This is a genomic window from Micromonospora lupini, assembly GCF_026342015.1.
Classification (GTDB): domain Bacteria; phylum Actinomycetota; class Actinomycetes; order Mycobacteriales; family Micromonosporaceae; genus Micromonospora; species Micromonospora lupini_B.
Map to the genome: position 1 here is coordinate 626,388 of NZ_JAPENL010000002.1, position 15,896 is coordinate 642,283.

14 protein-coding genes, 1 tRNA gene and 1 pseudogene are annotated in these 15,896 nt (G+C 67.3%); 8 read left to right on the plus strand and 8 right to left on the minus strand.

Annotation, left to right across the window (positions count from 1 at the left end; all coding sequences use genetic code 11):
• Positions 1-69: 69 nt before the first annotated feature.
• Complete coding sequence (locus OOJ91_RS17770; protein WP_266246368.1) at positions 70-2,598, minus strand: putative bifunctional diguanylate cyclase/phosphodiesterase; 2,529 nt, start codon at positions 2,596-2,598, stop codon at positions 70-72.
• 33 nt (positions 2,599-2,631) lie between these two features.
• Positions 2,632-3,309, minus strand: a complete 678-nt coding sequence (locus OOJ91_RS17775; protein WP_266246370.1) for a hypothetical protein — start codon at positions 3,307-3,309, stop codon at positions 2,632-2,634.
• A 297-nt stretch (positions 3,310-3,606) separates the two neighbouring features.
• Here OOJ91_RS17775 and OOJ91_RS17780 point away from each other — a divergent pair, with 297 nt between their 5' ends.
• On the plus strand, positions 3,607-4,539 hold the full coding sequence (locus OOJ91_RS17780; RefSeq protein ID WP_266246372.1) for a hypothetical protein: 933 nt from the start codon (positions 3,607-3,609) through the stop codon (positions 4,537-4,539).
• Positions 4,540-4,614: 75 nt separating this feature from the next.
• On the opposite strand, the gene OOJ91_RS17785 is transcribed toward OOJ91_RS17780, so the two are convergent.
• The gene (locus OOJ91_RS17785) at positions 4,615-5,655 is read right to left on the minus strand and encodes an ArsR/SmtB family transcription factor (protein WP_266246373.1); all 1,041 of its coding nucleotides are present in this window, start codon (positions 5,653-5,655) and stop codon (positions 4,615-4,617) included.
• Positions 5,656-5,722: 67 nt separating this feature from the next.
• On the opposite strand from OOJ91_RS17785, the gene OOJ91_RS17790 reads away from it, so the two are divergent.
• Positions 5,723-6,631 (plus strand): aldo/keto reductase, encoded by a 909-nt coding sequence (locus OOJ91_RS17790; protein ID WP_266246374.1) that lies wholly within the window; start codon positions 5,723-5,725, stop codon positions 6,629-6,631.
• Positions 6,632-6,994: 363 nt separating this feature from the next.
• Here OOJ91_RS17790 and OOJ91_RS17795 read toward each other — a convergent pair whose 3' ends face one another.
• Entirely contained in the window at positions 6,995-7,681 is a 687-nt protein-coding gene (locus OOJ91_RS17795) for a hypothetical protein (protein ID WP_266246375.1), read from the minus strand.
• A gap of 219 nt (positions 7,682-7,900) precedes the next feature.
• On the opposite strand from OOJ91_RS17795, the gene OOJ91_RS17800 reads away from it, so the two are divergent.
• The 5 genes and pseudogenes from OOJ91_RS17800 to OOJ91_RS17820 all read left to right on the plus strand — a co-directional run bounded on the left by OOJ91_RS17800 (position 7,901) and on the right by OOJ91_RS17820 (position 11,762).
• Positions 7,901-8,830, plus strand: coding sequence for a hypothetical protein (locus tag OOJ91_RS17800; RefSeq protein WP_266246376.1), 930 nt, complete (start codon positions 7,901-7,903; stop codon positions 8,828-8,830).
• Positions 8,830-9,486: a Pycsar system effector family protein gene (locus OOJ91_RS17805; protein ID WP_266246377.1), complete on the plus strand. Its 657-nt coding sequence runs from the start codon at positions 8,830-8,832 to the stop codon at positions 9,484-9,486. Before OOJ91_RS17800 ends, OOJ91_RS17805 begins: the two co-directional genes overlap by 1 nt.
• A 2-nt stretch (positions 9,487-9,488) precedes the next feature.
• Positions 9,489-10,217 carry an adenylate/guanylate cyclase domain-containing protein gene (locus OOJ91_RS17810; protein WP_266246379.1) on the plus strand — a complete coding sequence of 243 codons (729 nt, stop codon included), beginning with the start codon at positions 9,489-9,491 and terminating at the stop codon, positions 10,215-10,217.
• Between the two features lie 10 nt (positions 10,218-10,227).
• Positions 10,228-11,106, plus strand: a pseudogene (locus OOJ91_RS17815) (tyrosine-type recombinase/integrase); the annotation flags it as partial.
• A 47-nt stretch (positions 11,107-11,153) separates the two neighbouring features.
• Positions 11,154-11,762 (plus strand): hypothetical protein, encoded by a 609-nt coding sequence (locus OOJ91_RS17820; RefSeq protein WP_266246380.1) that lies wholly within the window; start codon positions 11,154-11,156, stop codon positions 11,760-11,762.
• A 144-nt stretch (positions 11,763-11,906) separates the two neighbouring features.
• Here the strand turns inward: OOJ91_RS17820 and OOJ91_RS17825 are convergent.
• Positions 11,907-11,990 (minus strand) — tRNA-Tyr (locus OOJ91_RS17825).
• Between the two features lie 147 nt (positions 11,991-12,137).
• Between OOJ91_RS17825 and OOJ91_RS17830 the strand changes: the two genes are divergently transcribed.
• On the plus strand, positions 12,138-12,632 hold the full coding sequence (locus OOJ91_RS17830) for a YajQ family cyclic di-GMP-binding protein (protein ID WP_266246382.1): 495 nt from the start codon (positions 12,138-12,140) through the stop codon (positions 12,630-12,632).
• Between the two features lie 10 nt (positions 12,633-12,642).
• Here the strand turns inward: OOJ91_RS17830 and OOJ91_RS17835 are convergent, their stop codons facing one another.
• The 3 genes from OOJ91_RS17835 to htpX all read right to left on the minus strand — a co-directional run bounded on the left by OOJ91_RS17835 (position 12,643) and on the right by htpX (position 15,799).
• Positions 12,643-13,170, minus strand: coding sequence for a dihydrofolate reductase family protein (locus tag OOJ91_RS17835; RefSeq protein ID WP_266246384.1), 528 nt, complete (start codon positions 13,168-13,170; stop codon positions 12,643-12,645).
• Positions 13,171-13,521: 351 nt separating this feature from the next.
• Complete coding sequence (locus OOJ91_RS17840; protein WP_266246385.1) at positions 13,522-14,781, minus strand: MFS transporter; 1,260 nt, start codon at positions 14,779-14,781, stop codon at positions 13,522-13,524.
• Positions 14,782-14,923: 142 nt separating this feature from the next.
• Positions 14,924-15,799 (minus strand): zinc metalloprotease HtpX, encoded by an 876-nt coding sequence (htpX, locus tag OOJ91_RS17845; protein ID WP_266246386.1) that lies wholly within the window; start codon positions 15,797-15,799, stop codon positions 14,924-14,926.
• Positions 15,800-15,896 lie beyond the last annotated feature (97 nt).

The window sequence follows — 15,896 nt, forward strand, 5'->3', positions numbered from 1 at the left end:
GCAGTAGTAAGAGTACACGGCCCGGCTCGGCAGGTGAAATCGGATCCCCGGTGATCGTCTACACCCAGCTCAGGGCACGACACGCAGGCGCGGAAGCTCCCCGCCAGAGATCGTTTCGGGGTCGACCTGAGCGCCGAACCAGGCCGCCAACCGCTCGTACGGCAGCGGTCGGCTGAACAGGAAGCCCTGGCCGATCTCGCACCCGATGTCCTGGAGGAGCTCCAGGGTCAGCTCGCTCTCGACACCCTCGGCGACCACGGCCAGACCGAACTGCTGGGAGAGCGTCACCACCGCGTTGACGATCGCCAGGTCCCCCGGATCGGTCGCCATGCCCTGCACGAAGGACCGGTCCACCTTCACCTCGTGCACCGGCAGCCGGCGCAGGTGGGCGAGCGACGAGTCACCGGTGCCGAAGTCGTCCACCGACAGCCGGACGCCGAGATCGCGGAGCCTGCGCAGCGTCGGGATCGGCCGGTCCGTGCCGTCCAGGACCCCCGACTCGGTGATCTCCAGGGTGAGGCGCTGCGCCGGCACCCCGTACTCGGTCAACAGCTCCTGCACCCGGTCCGGGAAGTGCTGGTCGGTGAGCGAACGGGCGGCGAGGTTCACGGCGATGGGCAGCGGCTGGTCGGCCTGGGCCCAGTCCCGGCTGCGCCGCAACCCCTCGCGGAGCACCACCTCGGTGAGCCGGCTCAACTGGCCGGTGTGCGCGGCCACCGCCACGAAGTCCTCGGGAGCGACTGTGCCGTGCGTCGGGTGCTCCCACCGGGCCAGACACTCGACGCCGACCAGACGCCGGTCCCGCAGTGTCACCTTGGGCTGGAAGTAGACCTCCAGCTCGTCCTGGTCGAGCGCGCGACGCAGGTCGCCGGCGAGACCCAGCCGGCGCAGTGAACGGGACTCCAGCGCGGGGTTGAACAACTGCACGCTGCCCGGCACCGACTTGGCCGCGGTGGCGGCCAGGTCGACCCGAAGCAGCAGGGTCGCCGCGTCGCTGCCGTGATCCGGGTGTACGGCCACCCCGACGGCGGTGTTCACGTCCAGGGTGAGCGCGTCGAAGACCATCTCGTCGCGGATCTGGTCGCGCAGTTGAGCAGCCAACTCGAGCGCGGCCTCAGTGCTCTCCAACCGCAGCGTCACCAGGAACTCGTCCCCGCCGGCACGGCCGACCAGGGCCGACGACGGCGCGCTGGCCCGCAACCGTTTGGCGACCTCGGCGAGGACCTTGTCCCCTGCCGCGTGACCCAGGGACTCGTTGACCTGGCGCAGCCCGTCGACGTCGAAGAGCAGCAGCGCCACCACCTCGCCCGGCGCGCGGATCTTCACCGACTCGTCCAGCGCCCCGGTGATCCGCCGGCGGTTGGGCAGCCCGGTCAACGTGTCGTGGTACGCGTCGTGCCGCAGCCGGTCGACCAACCGCGAATTCTCCAAGGCGACGGCGACGTGGGCGGCCACGGTCTCGAAGACCGGGAGGTCAGCAGCCGAGAAATGGCCGACGTCGCTGAGCCGGTTGACCACTTCGAGGGTGCCGATCACCGCCTGGCCAGACCGCAGCGGAACCACGATGAGGTCTTTGACCTGGTGCTTGCTGAGCGCCCCACGGACGTCCTCGTCATCGTCGAAGGCTCGGCCGGCGGCCAGCGTGCGGCCGGACTGGCGGACTCGTTCGCGGACTATCGAGGGGGTGAGCGCGACGTCGAGCAGGCCGCGATCATCGAGTCTGGCGCTCAACAGGACCTCGGGGTGGCGACCCTGCACCGGCAGCCAGAGCGTGGCGTACTCGGCCTGCATCAGCGCGCGGACCCGGTCCAGCAGCGCGTCGACCAGGCCTCCGTCCTGTCGGCTCTCGCTGACCGCCCGGGTCAGCTCGTACATGCTCCCGAGCGTGCGGTGCTGACGAAGGAACTGGGCATACGAGCGGTAGACCAGGACGACCGCGATCGCCAGCACCGCGATCAGGAGAACGGACCACAGGTTGGAATCGATCGCCATCAGGATCACCAACCCGATGACGGCGTTGATCGCGCAGATCACCTGCGGAGCAGGGGCGTTGCGTATCAACTCCCACCCTGCCTGCCACCCGTGCAGCAGGGTGATAACGGCGCTGATGGCCGCCAACGAGATCAAGCTGTTGACATTGACCACGGCGAAGAGGACAGCCCACGTCTTCGGGCCCACCCCCTCGACGGGAGGAAGTGCCAGTAGCACGGCCCCCGCGGCCGAAGCGGCTCCGGCAGTCCTGGCGAGATTGAACCACACCTTCGGAGCGCTGAGGCGCCGACGAAGCTGGCCGACCAACGCAGCCATGACGGAGATCAGGACGACCGTCAGCGGCGGCAGGTAGAAGAAGGCAAGGACCAGCGGAATCTCGGTGACGATGACTTCGAGCGCCTGCCTACGCACGACGACCTGCAGAACCTGGGTGCTGGTCGCCACCATGACGCCGAAGATCGCCACCGCAGCGAAGAGGTTGCCCGGAGGCGGCGGCCCCGCCAACGCGAGGACGAATGAGCAGATGATGGCCAGGACTGCCAACGGCCCAGTGATGAGCCAAGCCTGCTCAGTGGACCTACGGGCTGAGGGCGAGCCAGCCGTCATTCCGCTCCCTCACTGGGTGATGCGGAACCGGGCCTATCGGGCGACAGTGACGCCCTTGTCGAAGACCGGCGCACCCCACGTGTAGTCCATCATCTGGAGATCGATGGCTTGACCGGAAAAGGCGCCCACGAACGCGACCACGGCCGCGAGCGCGAGGGCGGCGCGAAGGCGGCGAGGCGACCGTCCAAACATCAGCGTGCTCCTGTCGGGGGCAGAACAAGAATCAGTGACCCCGATCGTGCCACAGTCGAATCGGCCCGCAAAGCCCACGTACGGCCGATCGGCATGGCCGACCGGGCGAGCCGGACCGGTCAGATGGCCGTTCGGTGATAAATGGCAGACGGAGCGACTACGGAACGCTATCGCCGACCAGCCAGCGGCAAATGGTGCGGCTTCCAGCCAAGGCGGCGATTCGGACCTTTCCCTTGCCGACCGAGAGGCGACAGACCCCTCTGTCCCTGACCATCGGAACTGGAGTGAGCTTTCGGCTGGCAACGTGGGGGCACTGCTCACTCTCCACTCACCACCAAAGTGCTGAGAGTAGCCGAAACCGTCCGTCGTGACCAGGTTCAGCGCGTCGTGCGCCGCACGCTCCTGCGCGCACGTCGCCCGGCAGTCGGCCCCGATTCCGATCGCACCGCCGAACAGGGTGCCGTGGATGCCGAGCAGCGGACCCTGGTGGCCGATCCCGTCCGTGACGGCGGCGCCCACGTGGCCACCCTGTGCGACGTAGCTCAGGTAGCCATGCGCCGCACAGCAACCGCCCAGGCATCTCGGCGTACGTCACGGTCAGCGGTAGGGCGTCCTCGTGCAACGACCGCAGCCGGATGACGTGGATCCGCACGCCGTGCAGGTCAACTCCCGGAACGCCGCCGTTGGCCGCGATCCGCAGCAACTCCTGGGCGGGACGACGGGTCTGTCGGCCAGGTGACGGCACCCTGGTGGATTGACCGGATGCGCCTACGCTGAGCGCACCGTTCGCCCGGCGACGCTCCGAAGGGGCTGTCCATGCCATCCGTCCTCGGTACCGTCCTGCTCGCGGCCACCTTGACGGCCGTACCAACCGCGTCCGCCGCCTCCCCCGTGCCCGGAGCCCTGGCCAGCTATCGCATGGTGGACCTCGGCACCCTCGGCGGCGACAGCAGCTTCGCCAGCGCCATGAACGACCGCGGTGACGTGGTCGGCCGTGCCCAGGCCGCCGACGGCATCTACCGCGGATTTCTCTGGCGCGACGGTCAGATGATCGATCTCGGCGCTTTCACACCGATCGACGTCAACGACGGCGGCGAGGTCGTCGGCTACACCGACAACGGCTTCGCCGGACACGTCTGGCACGGCGGCGTCCTGCGGCCGCTGGGCATGTGGCCCCTCGCGATCAACAACCGCGGTCAGGTCGTCGGCCACACCGACGCGGGCCCCGTCCTGTGGACGAACGGCCACGCCCGGGCCCTGCCTCTCACCGAGGTGTCCGACGTCAACGAGCGTGGCGAGGTCTCGGGCGGCGTGTACGTACCACCGAGCGGCTTCCACGCCGTCCGATGGCACATCGGCCGGGCAACCGACCTCGGCGCCGGGCCCTTCAACCGCAGCAACACGTACGCCATCAACGACAGCGGCTGGGTGATCGGCTGGCAGTTCTCGGCCGACCAGTCCCAGCGCGGCATCCTCTGGCGGAACGGCCGCGCCCTGGACGTCGGCACTCTCGGCGGCAGCTTCACCGAACTGCGGGCGATCAACAACCGTGGCGAGATCCTGGCCACCTCCCAGGCCGGCGACGGAAGCTCCCGTCCGGCGCTGTGGCGAAGTGGCGTCCTGTACGACCTCAGCTCCGCCGGGGTCGACACGAACGGCGAGGTCGTCGATCTTGATGATCATGGCAACATCGCCGCGTCGATCCGCCAGGTCTCGGGCAGCAGAGCGGTCGTCTACCAGCCGAGCTGACCTACTGGTCCATGACGGCAACGGACCCTCCAAGGCCAAAATCGACCTTCCGCAACCAGTCGTCAACGGCTGGACTTAGTGGTCGGCTCCGGAAGTCCTTCGGGGGTCGACGTGAGGTCGGGCGAAGGCCGCTTGGAGGAGAGTTTCTGCTGCGGTGGTGCGGGCGTAGAGGACGGAGCGGCCGGCGCGGTGGGCGCTGACCAGGCCCGCGTTGCGTAGCGCGGTGAGGTATTGGGATACCCCGGCTGGGGAGAGTCCGGTGCGGTGGGCCAGTTGTGTGGTGGAGGCTGGGATCTCCAATTCGGACAACAGCAGGGTGCGTGAGCGGCCCAGTACGGCGGAGAGGGTGTCGGCTCGCATGACGGGCCGTGCCTGCCAGAGTGAGCCGACACCGCGCGCCTGATAGGCGAGTTGGGGTGGATCCGGCGGCGTCGTTCGGGTGCGCACCCCCGGTCCGGTGAAGGCCGAGGGGATCAGCAGAAGTCCCGTGCCTGCTGTCGTGCGGGTCAGTGGCTGCTTGCGGTGGGACATCCGCAGTGCGTTGTTGTCCCAGCTCATGGACGTGTGCAGGTCGTTGAGGAGGTGGCCGGTGCCGTGCTCGGCGGCCAGGCGGGCCCGATAGAGGATGTCTGCGTCCAGGACTGCCCGGATTCGTGCCCAGTAGGGGGCGAGTGCCAGTTCCCAGTACGTTTCGATTTCTTCTGTGACCTTGGCCAGGAGGCCCTGTGGGTCGTTGTGCAGGGCTCGTAGCCGGGGGCCGAGGGTTCCCTGGTGGCGGGCCAGGTGGTCGAGGTCCTGGCGTACCCGGTCGGCGGGCGCGGCCCGGATCGCGTCCCGCTCTGCCGCCGGGGTGGGGGCCGGTCCGGCGGGGGCCGGGTTGAGGAAGTCGGGGACGTAGCCGCCGGTGGGCAGGATCAGCTCGCAGAGCCAGCCCCGGTCCAGCCCGGCGGCCACCAGGCGCGGGCGTACCTGGTCGGCCCAGGGCCGGTGGACCGGATGCGTAGTGGCGGACCTGAGCAGTCGGAAGCTGGGAGCGACCTCCCACATCGGCGAGACGGCGAACCGTACCTGTGCCAGATCGCTCGTCGAGAACGCCAGCTCCGCCAGGACAACCACTCCTCAATAGATTCAGTCAGGTGTGAATCAATGGCGGGCCAGCCTACCGTGCGGAGATCATTTCGCCATGACCTCACAGACGATCAACGCGGCGGCATCGGGCACCTGGAAGCTCGGCGACCTGACGGTCAACCGGGTCGGTTTCGGCGCGATGCGCCTGACGCAGCACGGTGGGGCGTTCGCGGCCGATGCCGTCCCACGCGACCGCGACCAGGCGATCAGTGTGCTGCGCCGCGCGGTCGAGCTCGGCGTGAACCACATCGACACCGCCGCGTTCTACTTCTCGCCACTGCGCTCGGCCAACGAGCTGATCAACCGGGCACTGGCCCCCTACCCGGACGACCTCGTCATCACCACCAAGGTCGGGCCAGGCCGCGATCCCTCGGGCCAGTGGCTGGCGCACGCCACCGCCGAGCAACTGCGCGGCCAGGTCGAGGAGAACCTGCGCCAGCTCGGCCGCGACCACCTCGACGTGGTGAACCTGCGCATCGTCGGCACCGACTCGATCGCCGAACGCTTCGGCGCACTCGCCGAACTGCGCGAGGTCGGACTCATCCGTCATCTGGGCCTGTCCAACGTCCGCCCCCACCACCTCGCCGAGGCCCAGAGCATCGCGCCGGTGGTCTGCGTTCAGAACATGTACGTCATCGGCGCATCGCCCGAGCAGAAGGACTTCCTGGACCTCTGCGGTGAACAGCGCATCGCGTTCGTGCCGTTCTACTCGATCGCCGGCACCGGACGCGAAGGCGGCGCGACCACCGACCACAGCCCGGAGGTGCACACCATCGCCCGCGCCCACGGCGTAAGCGCAGCCCAGATCCGGCTGGCATGGACCCTGCACCAGGGTTCTCACGTCCTGGCCATCCCTGGCACCGGCGACCTCGACCACCTCGCCCAGAACGTCGCCGTCGGCTCCCTACGCCTGTCGGAGGAAGCACTCACCGCCCTGGACCCCCTCCACCACGAGACGGCATGAGCAAGCAAAGGCCGCCCCGCGCCGGTACGCCGTCGAGAGGCGCCCAGGACCGATCTGCCGGAGCCCAGGAACCCGCGCTCGGCCGCTCGACGTCGGCGCGGCAGGAGCAAGATCGACCTGCCCACCATCTGCCCACAACCAGTCGTCAGCGACTGGACTCAGCCGGACTCGGCCAGACAAACGACAACGGCCCCCGATCAGCATCTCTGCTGCTCAGGGGCCGTGTCTGCACCTGGTGGCGGGTAGAGGATTCGAACCTCTGAAGCTTTCGCGACGGATTTACAGAGCGCCAAGCGCGAGCCTCTGACCAGCATCAACGCCCTCAGCGCCACGTTCAGTGACACGTATGCGACTTCACGGCGGTTAGTCGTCCGTGCCCTCCACCAGATCGACTTCCCCCGCCAGGTAGTCCCCAATGATCAGCTTGATTCGGCCGCCGCCCTCTTGGACTTCGACGAGGTAGGCGAACCGGCCCCCCTGAACCACCGTCCAGCGGTTCGGCCCTTCCTCAAGCAGCCTGATGAACATACGGCTACCCAGCTCAGGAAAGACCTCGTCACGGACGGTAAGGAAATCCTGCCGCTGAGCATCGCTCAACGTCGACCAAGCGTTCCACCCGACCCGTGCGGCAAGGGTGCCTGTTGGCTCCTGCGTCTGGTACGCCCACAGCCCCCGGCCGATCTTCTCCAAGACCCGCGCCAGCCGCTGCCCGCCCAGCTCGCTCACAAGGAAGCCGCCGCCTGGCTGCAGTCCCTGTTCGAGCTGAGCAGCTAGCGCGGGGCTGCGGGTAAGGGTCCGCGCGATATTCGGTCGCCGCAGTGCTCCCGGCTCAACAGTCCCGCACATGACGACCTCCAAGAGGCAGGCGACGAACTGCTCATCCAGCGACGACCCTCCGTTGCACCTGTCGCAAGAACCCACGATCAGAAGGTTGTCGGGGTAGGGCTTGTCCAGGAACACCTTGGGGGGCACGTGATCCCTGGTATCGGGCTTACCACCACAGAAGATGCAGAATCCCAACAGGCGCTCATCCGCAAAGATCTCCGTCACCCATCCAGGGTCACGGATCGCAGCCGTGAGTGCACGTGACTATTCCGGGCCGTGCCGGCGGTGACGCATCCACCGCGGCGGCCGGTGATGAATTGCCCGTCGACGGAACGTGCCGGTGTCCGCAGTGCATCCGTCACCGACTTTCGCCCGAGCGGTGGGGCCTTGCTGTCGCACCTACGTCGTACCGTCCACTCTGGGACACGACTGCGAGGCGGAGCTATGACAGAGGTAGGTCTGAAGGGCCTCATCGAGGAACTGGACCAGGCGGCAAAGGACGAGTTCGCTTCCGGCCCAGAGGTGGTAGATAAGGGTCACGAGCTAGACGTGGATGAGCTGCCGGTCCAGGCGCGCAGGTGGCACAAGCTCACCGACGCTGTAGCGGTGGTCGCAGACCTTAAGAACTCTACGCGGCTCGGGACCGGCAAGCACGCGAAGAGCACCGCGAGCATCTACCAGGCCAGCACCGGCGGGGTCGTTCGGATCTTCGATGAGTTTGATGCCGATTTCCTGGCTATTCAGGGCGACGGGGCGTTCGCTCTTTTCTGGGGTGAGATGCGATACGAGAGGGCTATTTGCGCTGGCATTACGATCAAGACATTCAGCCTTGACCTCGTGCGCCGACTAGAGGCCCGCTGGCCTAATGACGAGGAACTGCCGAAGACAGGCTTCAAGGTAGGGGTCGCTGCCAGCAGACTCCTCGTGAAGCGCGTGGGGACGCCACGGAACCCGAACCAACAGGAGCCAGTATGGGCCGGCAAGGCGGTGAATTACGCTGCCAAGGCCGCTCAGGGCGTAGACAGGCACGTAATGGCCGTCACCGGCACGGTGTGGGATCAGGCCGAGAAGTATGAGTATCTAACTTACTCCTGCCCCTGCGGCGACGGTCCGAGCCCGACCATCTGGTCGGACCACATCATTGAGCGGCTTCCAGACGGCGACCTAGAGGCACAAGGCCGCACCTTGTCCTCACAGTGGTGTGCCATCCACGGCGAGGATTTCTGCGCCGCCATCTTGCGCGGCGAAAAGAAGCGCGACGACCTAGACCACGCGAAGACGCAAGAGGCAGCGGCGCGGCAACGGAGCGTCCTAGCTCTGAAGGCACAACGGGAGAGGGCTGCTCTGCGCGCTCGCATTGCTGGGTTGCGCTGATGACTCAGCCCGAGGAGAAAAGCGACGACTGCGAGCCGGATCAGGCATGGAAGGCGCTTAGCCTCGTCAACGATTGGGTCAAGCACGCCGAGGCGAAGAGCGCTACCATCCTCGCTGCAAGCGGAGTAACCGGGGGAGTTCTCTTCAACCTCGTGAAGAACCAGACCCGGCCTGGGTGGTGGCTCACAATCTTTGGCATACTCTGCGGCTCCGCCGTAATTCTTGCCGGGACGTGTGCCCTCCTTGCGCTCACGCCGCGCACCGGACGCGTCAGCCGCCTTAGCGCCAGGCTCAAGGCGATGACGCACCGGCCGAATAAGCCCGATCCGGACACCCTCGACGAGAGCCGGCCGCGAGAGAACGGCGGAGTCGACGAGGCCACTACCGTGGCAGATCCGGACCCATCCAACTTGCTGTTCTTCGCTCACATTGCTCGTGATTATGCGGACGACAGCCCGACCTACACAGAGGTTCTTACCGCTCTGACGACCGACAAGAAGCGACTGACCGAACACATCGCCCGGCAAGTTCATGCCAACGCAGGCGTCGCACATCGAAAGTTCCGGTGGGCGGAGCGCGCTATTCGCTGGTTAGCGCTAGCACTCGCAACCCTGGCGGGAGTTACGATCATCGTTGGTCGAATGGCAGGTGGCTAAGCATGGATGGTAAGTACAGACCGTACAACTACTTGGCTAGCATCGAGCGGATCGACGGTTACCTCAAGCAACCGCGCGGGAATTTCGAGGAAGTTGATGAACTTCCCGATCGCGACCGGCTCACCTACACAAACGGCTTTCATGCTCAATGGTGCTCTGCCCTATTCGTGGATATTCGCGACTCATCAAAACTGCCGGACGTCTACACTCGACCCGCCCTCGCAAAGATTTACCGCGCATACATCAGTGAGATGGTTGCCATACTCAGCGGCGTCCCCAAAGTGCATGAGGTCAACATTGTTGGCGACGGAGTGTGGGGAGTGTTCAACTCTAGCCAGAAGAGCGACAACGACGAGGTTTTCTCGGCAGCTTTTAAAATCAATTCCCTCCTCAGAATCCTGAACCACAAAATGAAAACTGCTGGATACGAAACCCCTATCCGCGTCGGCATCGGCGTGGCCGATGGACGCGCCTTGATGATTAAGGCAGGGTTCAACGGCAGCGGTATCCATGATGTCGTATACATGGGCCAAGTCGTCAATCGGGCCGCAAAGTTGGCCAGCCAAGGCAGCAAGGGGCTCACTCCGCCGATCGTTCTTGACGAGGACTTCGTCGTTCACCTCAATGGTCACAACGCGGATCTCGTCCATCATGATCGACGCAGCGGATGGTACACATCGGATGCCGTAAGTGCCGTAATGGACGAGTGGGCCGACGAGAACTGCCTCTAGGTCGTACTCGTCGGTTGAGCTGCGCCTACTCGACACGCACCCGATGACCCTGGTGAGCTGGACCGCCCCGAAGACGGCCGATGAGATCGACCGAGGAGCGGTGGTCAACCCGGATCAGGCGCGGGCACTGCTCGCCGAGGTCGGCCGAACGGTGCCCGAGCTGGAAGCGTTCTTCGGATGCATGTACTACGCCGCCCTACGCCCCGAAGAAGTGCTTCACCTGCGCAAAGACGAGTACGAACGGCCCGCCGAGCCTGACGGGTGGGGCGTACTGCACCTGACCGGCTCGACGGTGGCCGTGGGCCGGGACTGGGGCGACGGGGACGACACGACCGAGGAACGAGGGTTGAAGCATCGAGCGAAGGCCGCCACGCGGGACGTGCCGGTGCCGCCGCCGCTCGTGCGGCTACTCGACCACCACGTCAAGAAGTACCCGCCCGGATCGAACGGGAAGCTGTTCGTCACCCGGCGCGGCCCCGGTGGCCGGTACGTGCCCACCGCTGGCCAGCCCATCCCGAGCAACACCTACGGGAAGGCGTGGCGCGACGCGCGGGCGAAGGTGCTCACGCCGGCACAGCAGCGCTCACCACTGGCTCGCCGGCCGTACGACCTGCGGCACGCTGCCGTATCGCTCTGGCTCAACGCCGGGGTGCCGGCTACCCAGGTCGCCGAGTGGGCCGGGCACAGCGTGCACGTCCTGATGCGGGTCTACGCGAAGTGCGTCTACGGCCAAGAGGAGAGCGCCCGCCAGCGCATCGAGTCGGCACTGGCTGAACCGCCACCTGCGCCGGAAAGAACGCACACCGGAAAGGTGGGAAGTGAAGATGATGCCGCCCGGTCACCCTCGAACCCCACAGCCGGTTCCCGGCATTTATCGTGCTCTCTGTGACAAGAACGGAACAAAGAAGGAGCCGCAAGTGGGCACCCTCCAGCGACATGACCAACAACTTGTTGATCACGGTCGGACTATTAGTCGGATTCGGAACGGTCATCCGGCGGAGCGACGGCCCACTCAGCCTAGAAGACATCCTTCTGATCATCGGCCTGGTCACCGGTGCTCTCACGGCTTTGACTGGGGGTGTCGTTGCAGCACGGACCAGGCAAACCGAGGCAGCCGCCGAGTTCGAGGCAGCCGCCGAAGAAGCCCTGACTACGGTTAAGAGATCTCTTCCTTCTCATGGCAAGTCCCTGGAGCAGGAGATATCCGACGTTTCGGAAACACTAATTCAATCAATATCTAAGTTGCATGAAATCAGCCAAAACGCTCAGGCGTTCGAAGGCGAGGTGCGAACGCTCGTCGAACGGGCGGAGTCAGCGCAGGCTATGGCCGAACTGAACGAGAGCCAAGCTTCAAGGATCTCTTTACTGCTGACCGAGCGTACTGAGCAGCGCCTGACGGACGAGATCGAAAAGCTGAAGGCTGCTCATGCGGAACAGGCGGACCGTCAACGAAAAAGCAGCAATCGCGTTGCGTTGCTCACCTTCGTCGGTGGCGTCGTCCTCGGGATCGTAGGCAACGTCCTGACGAACCTGTTGATGCTCTGACCGTCGACCGACGACCCCCCACCGGTTCGCGACACGTATGCGACACGGCCAGCGAGATCGAGCGGGCTAGAGCGGGACCGAGTGAGACTCACAGAAGAGGCCCCTGACCAGCGTTCGCGCCGGTCAGAGGCCTCTTCGTGCACCTGGTGGCGGGTAGAGGATTCGAACCTCTGAAGCTTTCGCGACGGATTTACAGTCCGCTCCCATTGGCCGCTCGGGCAACCCGCCAGGGCACCCCACCGCGTCGTAACGCGGCGGCGGAAGCAAGGATAGCGGCTCACCCCGGGGCCGACGCAACCGGGTACGGTCAGGGGGTCGTGCCGCTGGTCGGCGGCCGACGGCACGCCCAGACCGCCGGACAGCAGGAGCAGACGCATGCCAGCGAACCCGTCATTCGACATCGTGAGCAAGGCCGACCGCCAGGAGGTCGACAACGCCCTTCGGCAGGCCGAGAAGGAGTTCGCGACGCGGTTCGACTTCCGTGGCACGGGAGCGGAGATCTCCTGGTCGGGCGAGGAGGCGATCGGCCTCCAGGCGGAGACCGAGGAGCGGGTCCTCGCCGCGCTGGACGTGTTCAAGGAGAAGTTGGTCAAGCGGAACATCTCGCTGAAGTCGCTGGACGCTGGCGAGGCGCGGCCGTCCGGCAAGGTGTTCAAGATCGACTGCAAGGTGATCCAGGGCATCGAGACCGACAAGGCCAAGGCGATCAGCAAGAAGATCCGCGACGAGGGCCCCAAGGGCGTTCAGGCGCAGATCCAGGGTGACCAGCTGCGCGTCACCGGCAAGAAGCGGGACGACCTCCAGGCGGTCATCTCGCTGCTCAAGGGCGAGGACTTCGGCATCGCCCTGCAGTTCACCAACTACAGGTAGTCGCCGCTCGTCAGCGGACGACGCGGTACCAGTGCTCGGTCTCGCCGGGGATCGGCGCCAAGCGCACCCGCTCGCCGCCCGGGTCGTCGAACATGGGCACCCCGCCCCCGAGCAGCACCGGCGCGAAGAAGATCAGGATTTCGTCGAGCAGCCCGGCCCGGAGGCACTGCTTGGCGACGTCCGCGCCGAGTATGTTCACGTACTTCTCGCCGGCGGCTGCACTGGCCTGCGCGACGGCGCTGTGCAGGTCGCCGACGAAGGTGACGTCCGCGGGTGGCTCGGCCGGCGGGCGGTGGGTCAGGACGAACACCGGCCCGTGGTACTGGCCGCCGAACGCGCCTTCGCTGTCGGTGCCACGGTTCGGGTCGTCGCCGCCGAAGGTGCGGTTGCCGGCCAGGATCGCGCCGACGTTGGCCAGCAGGCGGCCCGCGGTCGGGTTGCCGCCCGTGAGGTGTTCGGTAAGCCAGGACATGTCGCCGTCGGGGCCTGCGATGTATCCGTCGAGCGACGCGGTCGCCGAGTAGAGAAGCTTGGCCATCGCATCAGTCTGGTGGCCCGGAGGTCACCGCGCCAGAGCCTGCAACCGGTAGCCGGGCCGCACGGAGATCGCCTGGGGTTCCTGGAAGTCGGGGCATCCCCGGCAACGGGACTCCCCGACATCCTGCAAACCGCCCCGACACGGGCAGGTCAGACCGCCGGGAGGTCAGACCGCCGGGAGACCCGACGCCGGCAGGCCAGACCGCCGGGAGACCCGACGCCGGCAGGCCAGACCGCCGGGAGACCCGACGCCGGCAGGCCAGACCGCCGGGAGACCCGACGCCGGCAGGCCAGACCGCCGGGAGACCCGACGCCGGCAGGCCAGACCGCGGGGAGGCCAGGCGCGGGGACGTCAGACGGGGACGGGCTCTTCGGCGCGTACCGCTGAGGCTTCTGCCCGGGCGATGGGCCCGGCGGGCAGCGCGGCGACCGCGGCCCCGACGGCCACCGCCGCCCCCGCGAAGACGAAGGCCCACGGCACGCCGCCGGCACGGTCCACGATCAGGCCGGCCACCGCGCCGCCGGCGGCGCTCGCCGCCACGGCGACCGTGACGACCCAGGTGTACGCCTCGTTCAGCATGCCGGCCGGGGCGATCCGGCCGACAAGTGTGTTCTCCAGGGTCAGCGCCGGCGCGATGGTTGCCCCACCGACGACAAGCGCGACGCCCAGCGCCAGAGGCGTGGGCATCACCGCGAAGACGACGAAGGTGCCGGCCAGCGCGCCGAGCAGCAGGGCGAACTGCCTTGTCATGTTGGGCGCCGGTCGGCGGACACCGAACCAGAACCCGCCGATCGCGCTGCCTATCCCCCAGACCGCCAGCAGCAGCCCGGCCAGGCTCTCCGGGTCGTCGGTGGTGGCGTTGCCGGCGTACGCCGGAACGATCACACCGGCGGCGCCGAACGCGATGCCCAGCCCGGCCACGCAGACCAGCAGGGCGGGGAAGCCGCCGACCCGCAGCGGGCCGAGCCCACGGGCGTGGTGTTCGCGCGGGTGGGGACGCCACCCGCGCATCACCCGGCCGAGCGCGACGGCTGTGGTGCCGACCAGGGTGACCACCGCTGCCCCGATCAGCGCGGCGGCCGCGTCGGCGACAAGCACGAAACCGGCCACGAGCAGCGGGCCGAGCACGAACACGATCTCGAAGAGCGAGGTCTCGGCGGCCAGGGCGGTGTTGCGCAGGGCGTACCGGCCGGAGGCGGGGCTGGTCAGCTCGTTCCAGGCGCCGCGGATGGCGGCGGTGAGCGGCGGGTACGTCGCGCCGGCGATGCCTGCGGTCAGGTAGATGGCGGCGAGGGCGTCGTCGCCCGAGCGGCTGGCCAGCAGCAGTCCGGTGAGCGCCAGCGGGTGGGCGACGGCGGTGACGAGCAGCACCGGGCTCGGGCCGACGCGGTCGGCGATCCGTCCGGCCACCGGGCTGAGCGCGGCGCCGGCGACGGCGTAGATGCCGCCGGCGACGGCGGCCAGCGCGTACCTGCCGGTCACCTGCTCGACCACCAGCAGCAGCGCCAGGGGCGTCATGCCGATTCCGAGTCGCCCGATGATGCCGGTGACCAGCAGGATCGGCGCACCGGGGATCCGCCAGACACCCAGGTACTGACGCAGCGCGGTCACCGTGAACCTCCCGAGGATGTAATGAGCGTGAGCGGTTATGACCCTAACGCCGCCGGTCTCCGGGCTGTACCGGATATCGGCCCCGACACAGCACTCCGCCCGCACCCGCTGCAGCGCGGGTACGGGCGGAGAGCAGAGAAGGTCAGCGCTGGAACTGCACAGGCCCCGCGTTGGCGGCCATTCGCTCCAGCCGGGCGACCCGGTCCTCCATCTTCGGGTGGGTGGAGAAGAGCGCGGCCACCGCACCACCGGAGAACGGGTTGGCGATCATCAGGTGGGCGGTGCTGGTGAGCGTGCCCTGGGCGGGCAGCGGGCGTCGCCGGGCCACGGCGTCGATCTTGCGCAGGGCGCTCGCCAGGGCCAGCGGGTCGCGGCTCAGCTCGGCGCCCGACTGGTCCGCCTGGAACTCGCGGCTGCGGCTGATCGCCAACTGGATCACGGTGGCCGCGATCGGGCCGAGGATCAGGGTCAGCAGCAGGACGGCCGGATTCGGCGAATCCTCGTCGTCCCCACCACCAAGCGGGATGAACCAGGCGATGTTCGCCAGGAAGGTGATGATGCCGGCCAGACCTGCCGCCACGCTGGAGATCAGGATGTCCCGGTTGTAGACGTGGGACAGCTCGTGCCCGATCACACCCCGCAGCTCCCGGTAGTCCAGGATCTCGGTGATGCCCTGGGTCACGCAGACCGCCGCGTGCTGCGGGTTACGTCCGGTGGCGAACGCGTTGGGCTGGGCGGTCGGGCTGACGTACAGGCGCGGCATGGGCTGCTGGGCCTCGGTCGCCAGCTCGCGCACCATCCGGTACAGCTCGGGGAACTGCGCCTCGCTGACCGGTTGCGCCCGCATCGAGCGCAGCGCGAGCTTGTCGGAGTAGAAGTAGGAAATGCCGTTCATGACAAGTGAGATGAGGACGGCGATGACCAGGCCGCCACTGCCGCCGAACCCGTAGCCCACCGCGAGGATCAGGGCGGTGAGCAGACCGAGCAGCGCGGCGGTCTTCAGACGGTTGTGGTGCACGATCTCTCCTTCGGTGCACGGATCGCCGGGATCCGCTGACCGGTTCAACAACCCGGTACCCGTCAACCATCCGTCTCAACGCTGAGAGTTCACTGAG

Coding starts and splice junctions, on each gene's coding strand:
- OOJ91_RS17770 (WP_266246368.1), bottom strand. CDS start 2,598: ATGACGGCTGGCTCGCCCTCAGCCCGTAGGTCCACTGAGCAGGCTTGG.
- OOJ91_RS17780 (WP_266246372.1), top strand. CDS start 3,607: ATGCCATCCGTCCTCGGTACCGTCCTGCTCGCGGCCACCTTGACGGCC.
- OOJ91_RS17790 (WP_266246374.1), top strand. CDS start 5,723: ATGACCTCACAGACGATCAACGCGGCGGCATCGGGCACCTGGAAGCTC.
- OOJ91_RS17800 (WP_266246376.1), top strand. CDS start 7,901: ATGACAGAGGTAGGTCTGAAGGGCCTCATCGAGGAACTGGACCAGGCG.
- OOJ91_RS17805 (WP_266246377.1), top strand. CDS start 8,830: ATGACTCAGCCCGAGGAGAAAAGCGACGACTGCGAGCCGGATCAGGCA.
- OOJ91_RS17810 (WP_266246379.1), top strand. CDS start 9,489: ATGGATGGTAAGTACAGACCGTACAACTACTTGGCTAGCATCGAGCGG.
- OOJ91_RS17820 (WP_266246380.1), top strand. CDS start 11,154: ATGACCAACAACTTGTTGATCACGGTCGGACTATTAGTCGGATTCGGA.
- OOJ91_RS17830 (WP_266246382.1), top strand. CDS start 12,138: ATGCCAGCGAACCCGTCATTCGACATCGTGAGCAAGGCCGACCGCCAG.
- OOJ91_RS17835 (WP_266246384.1), bottom strand. CDS start 13,170: ATGGCCAAGCTTCTCTACTCGGCGACCGCGTCGCTCGACGGATACATC.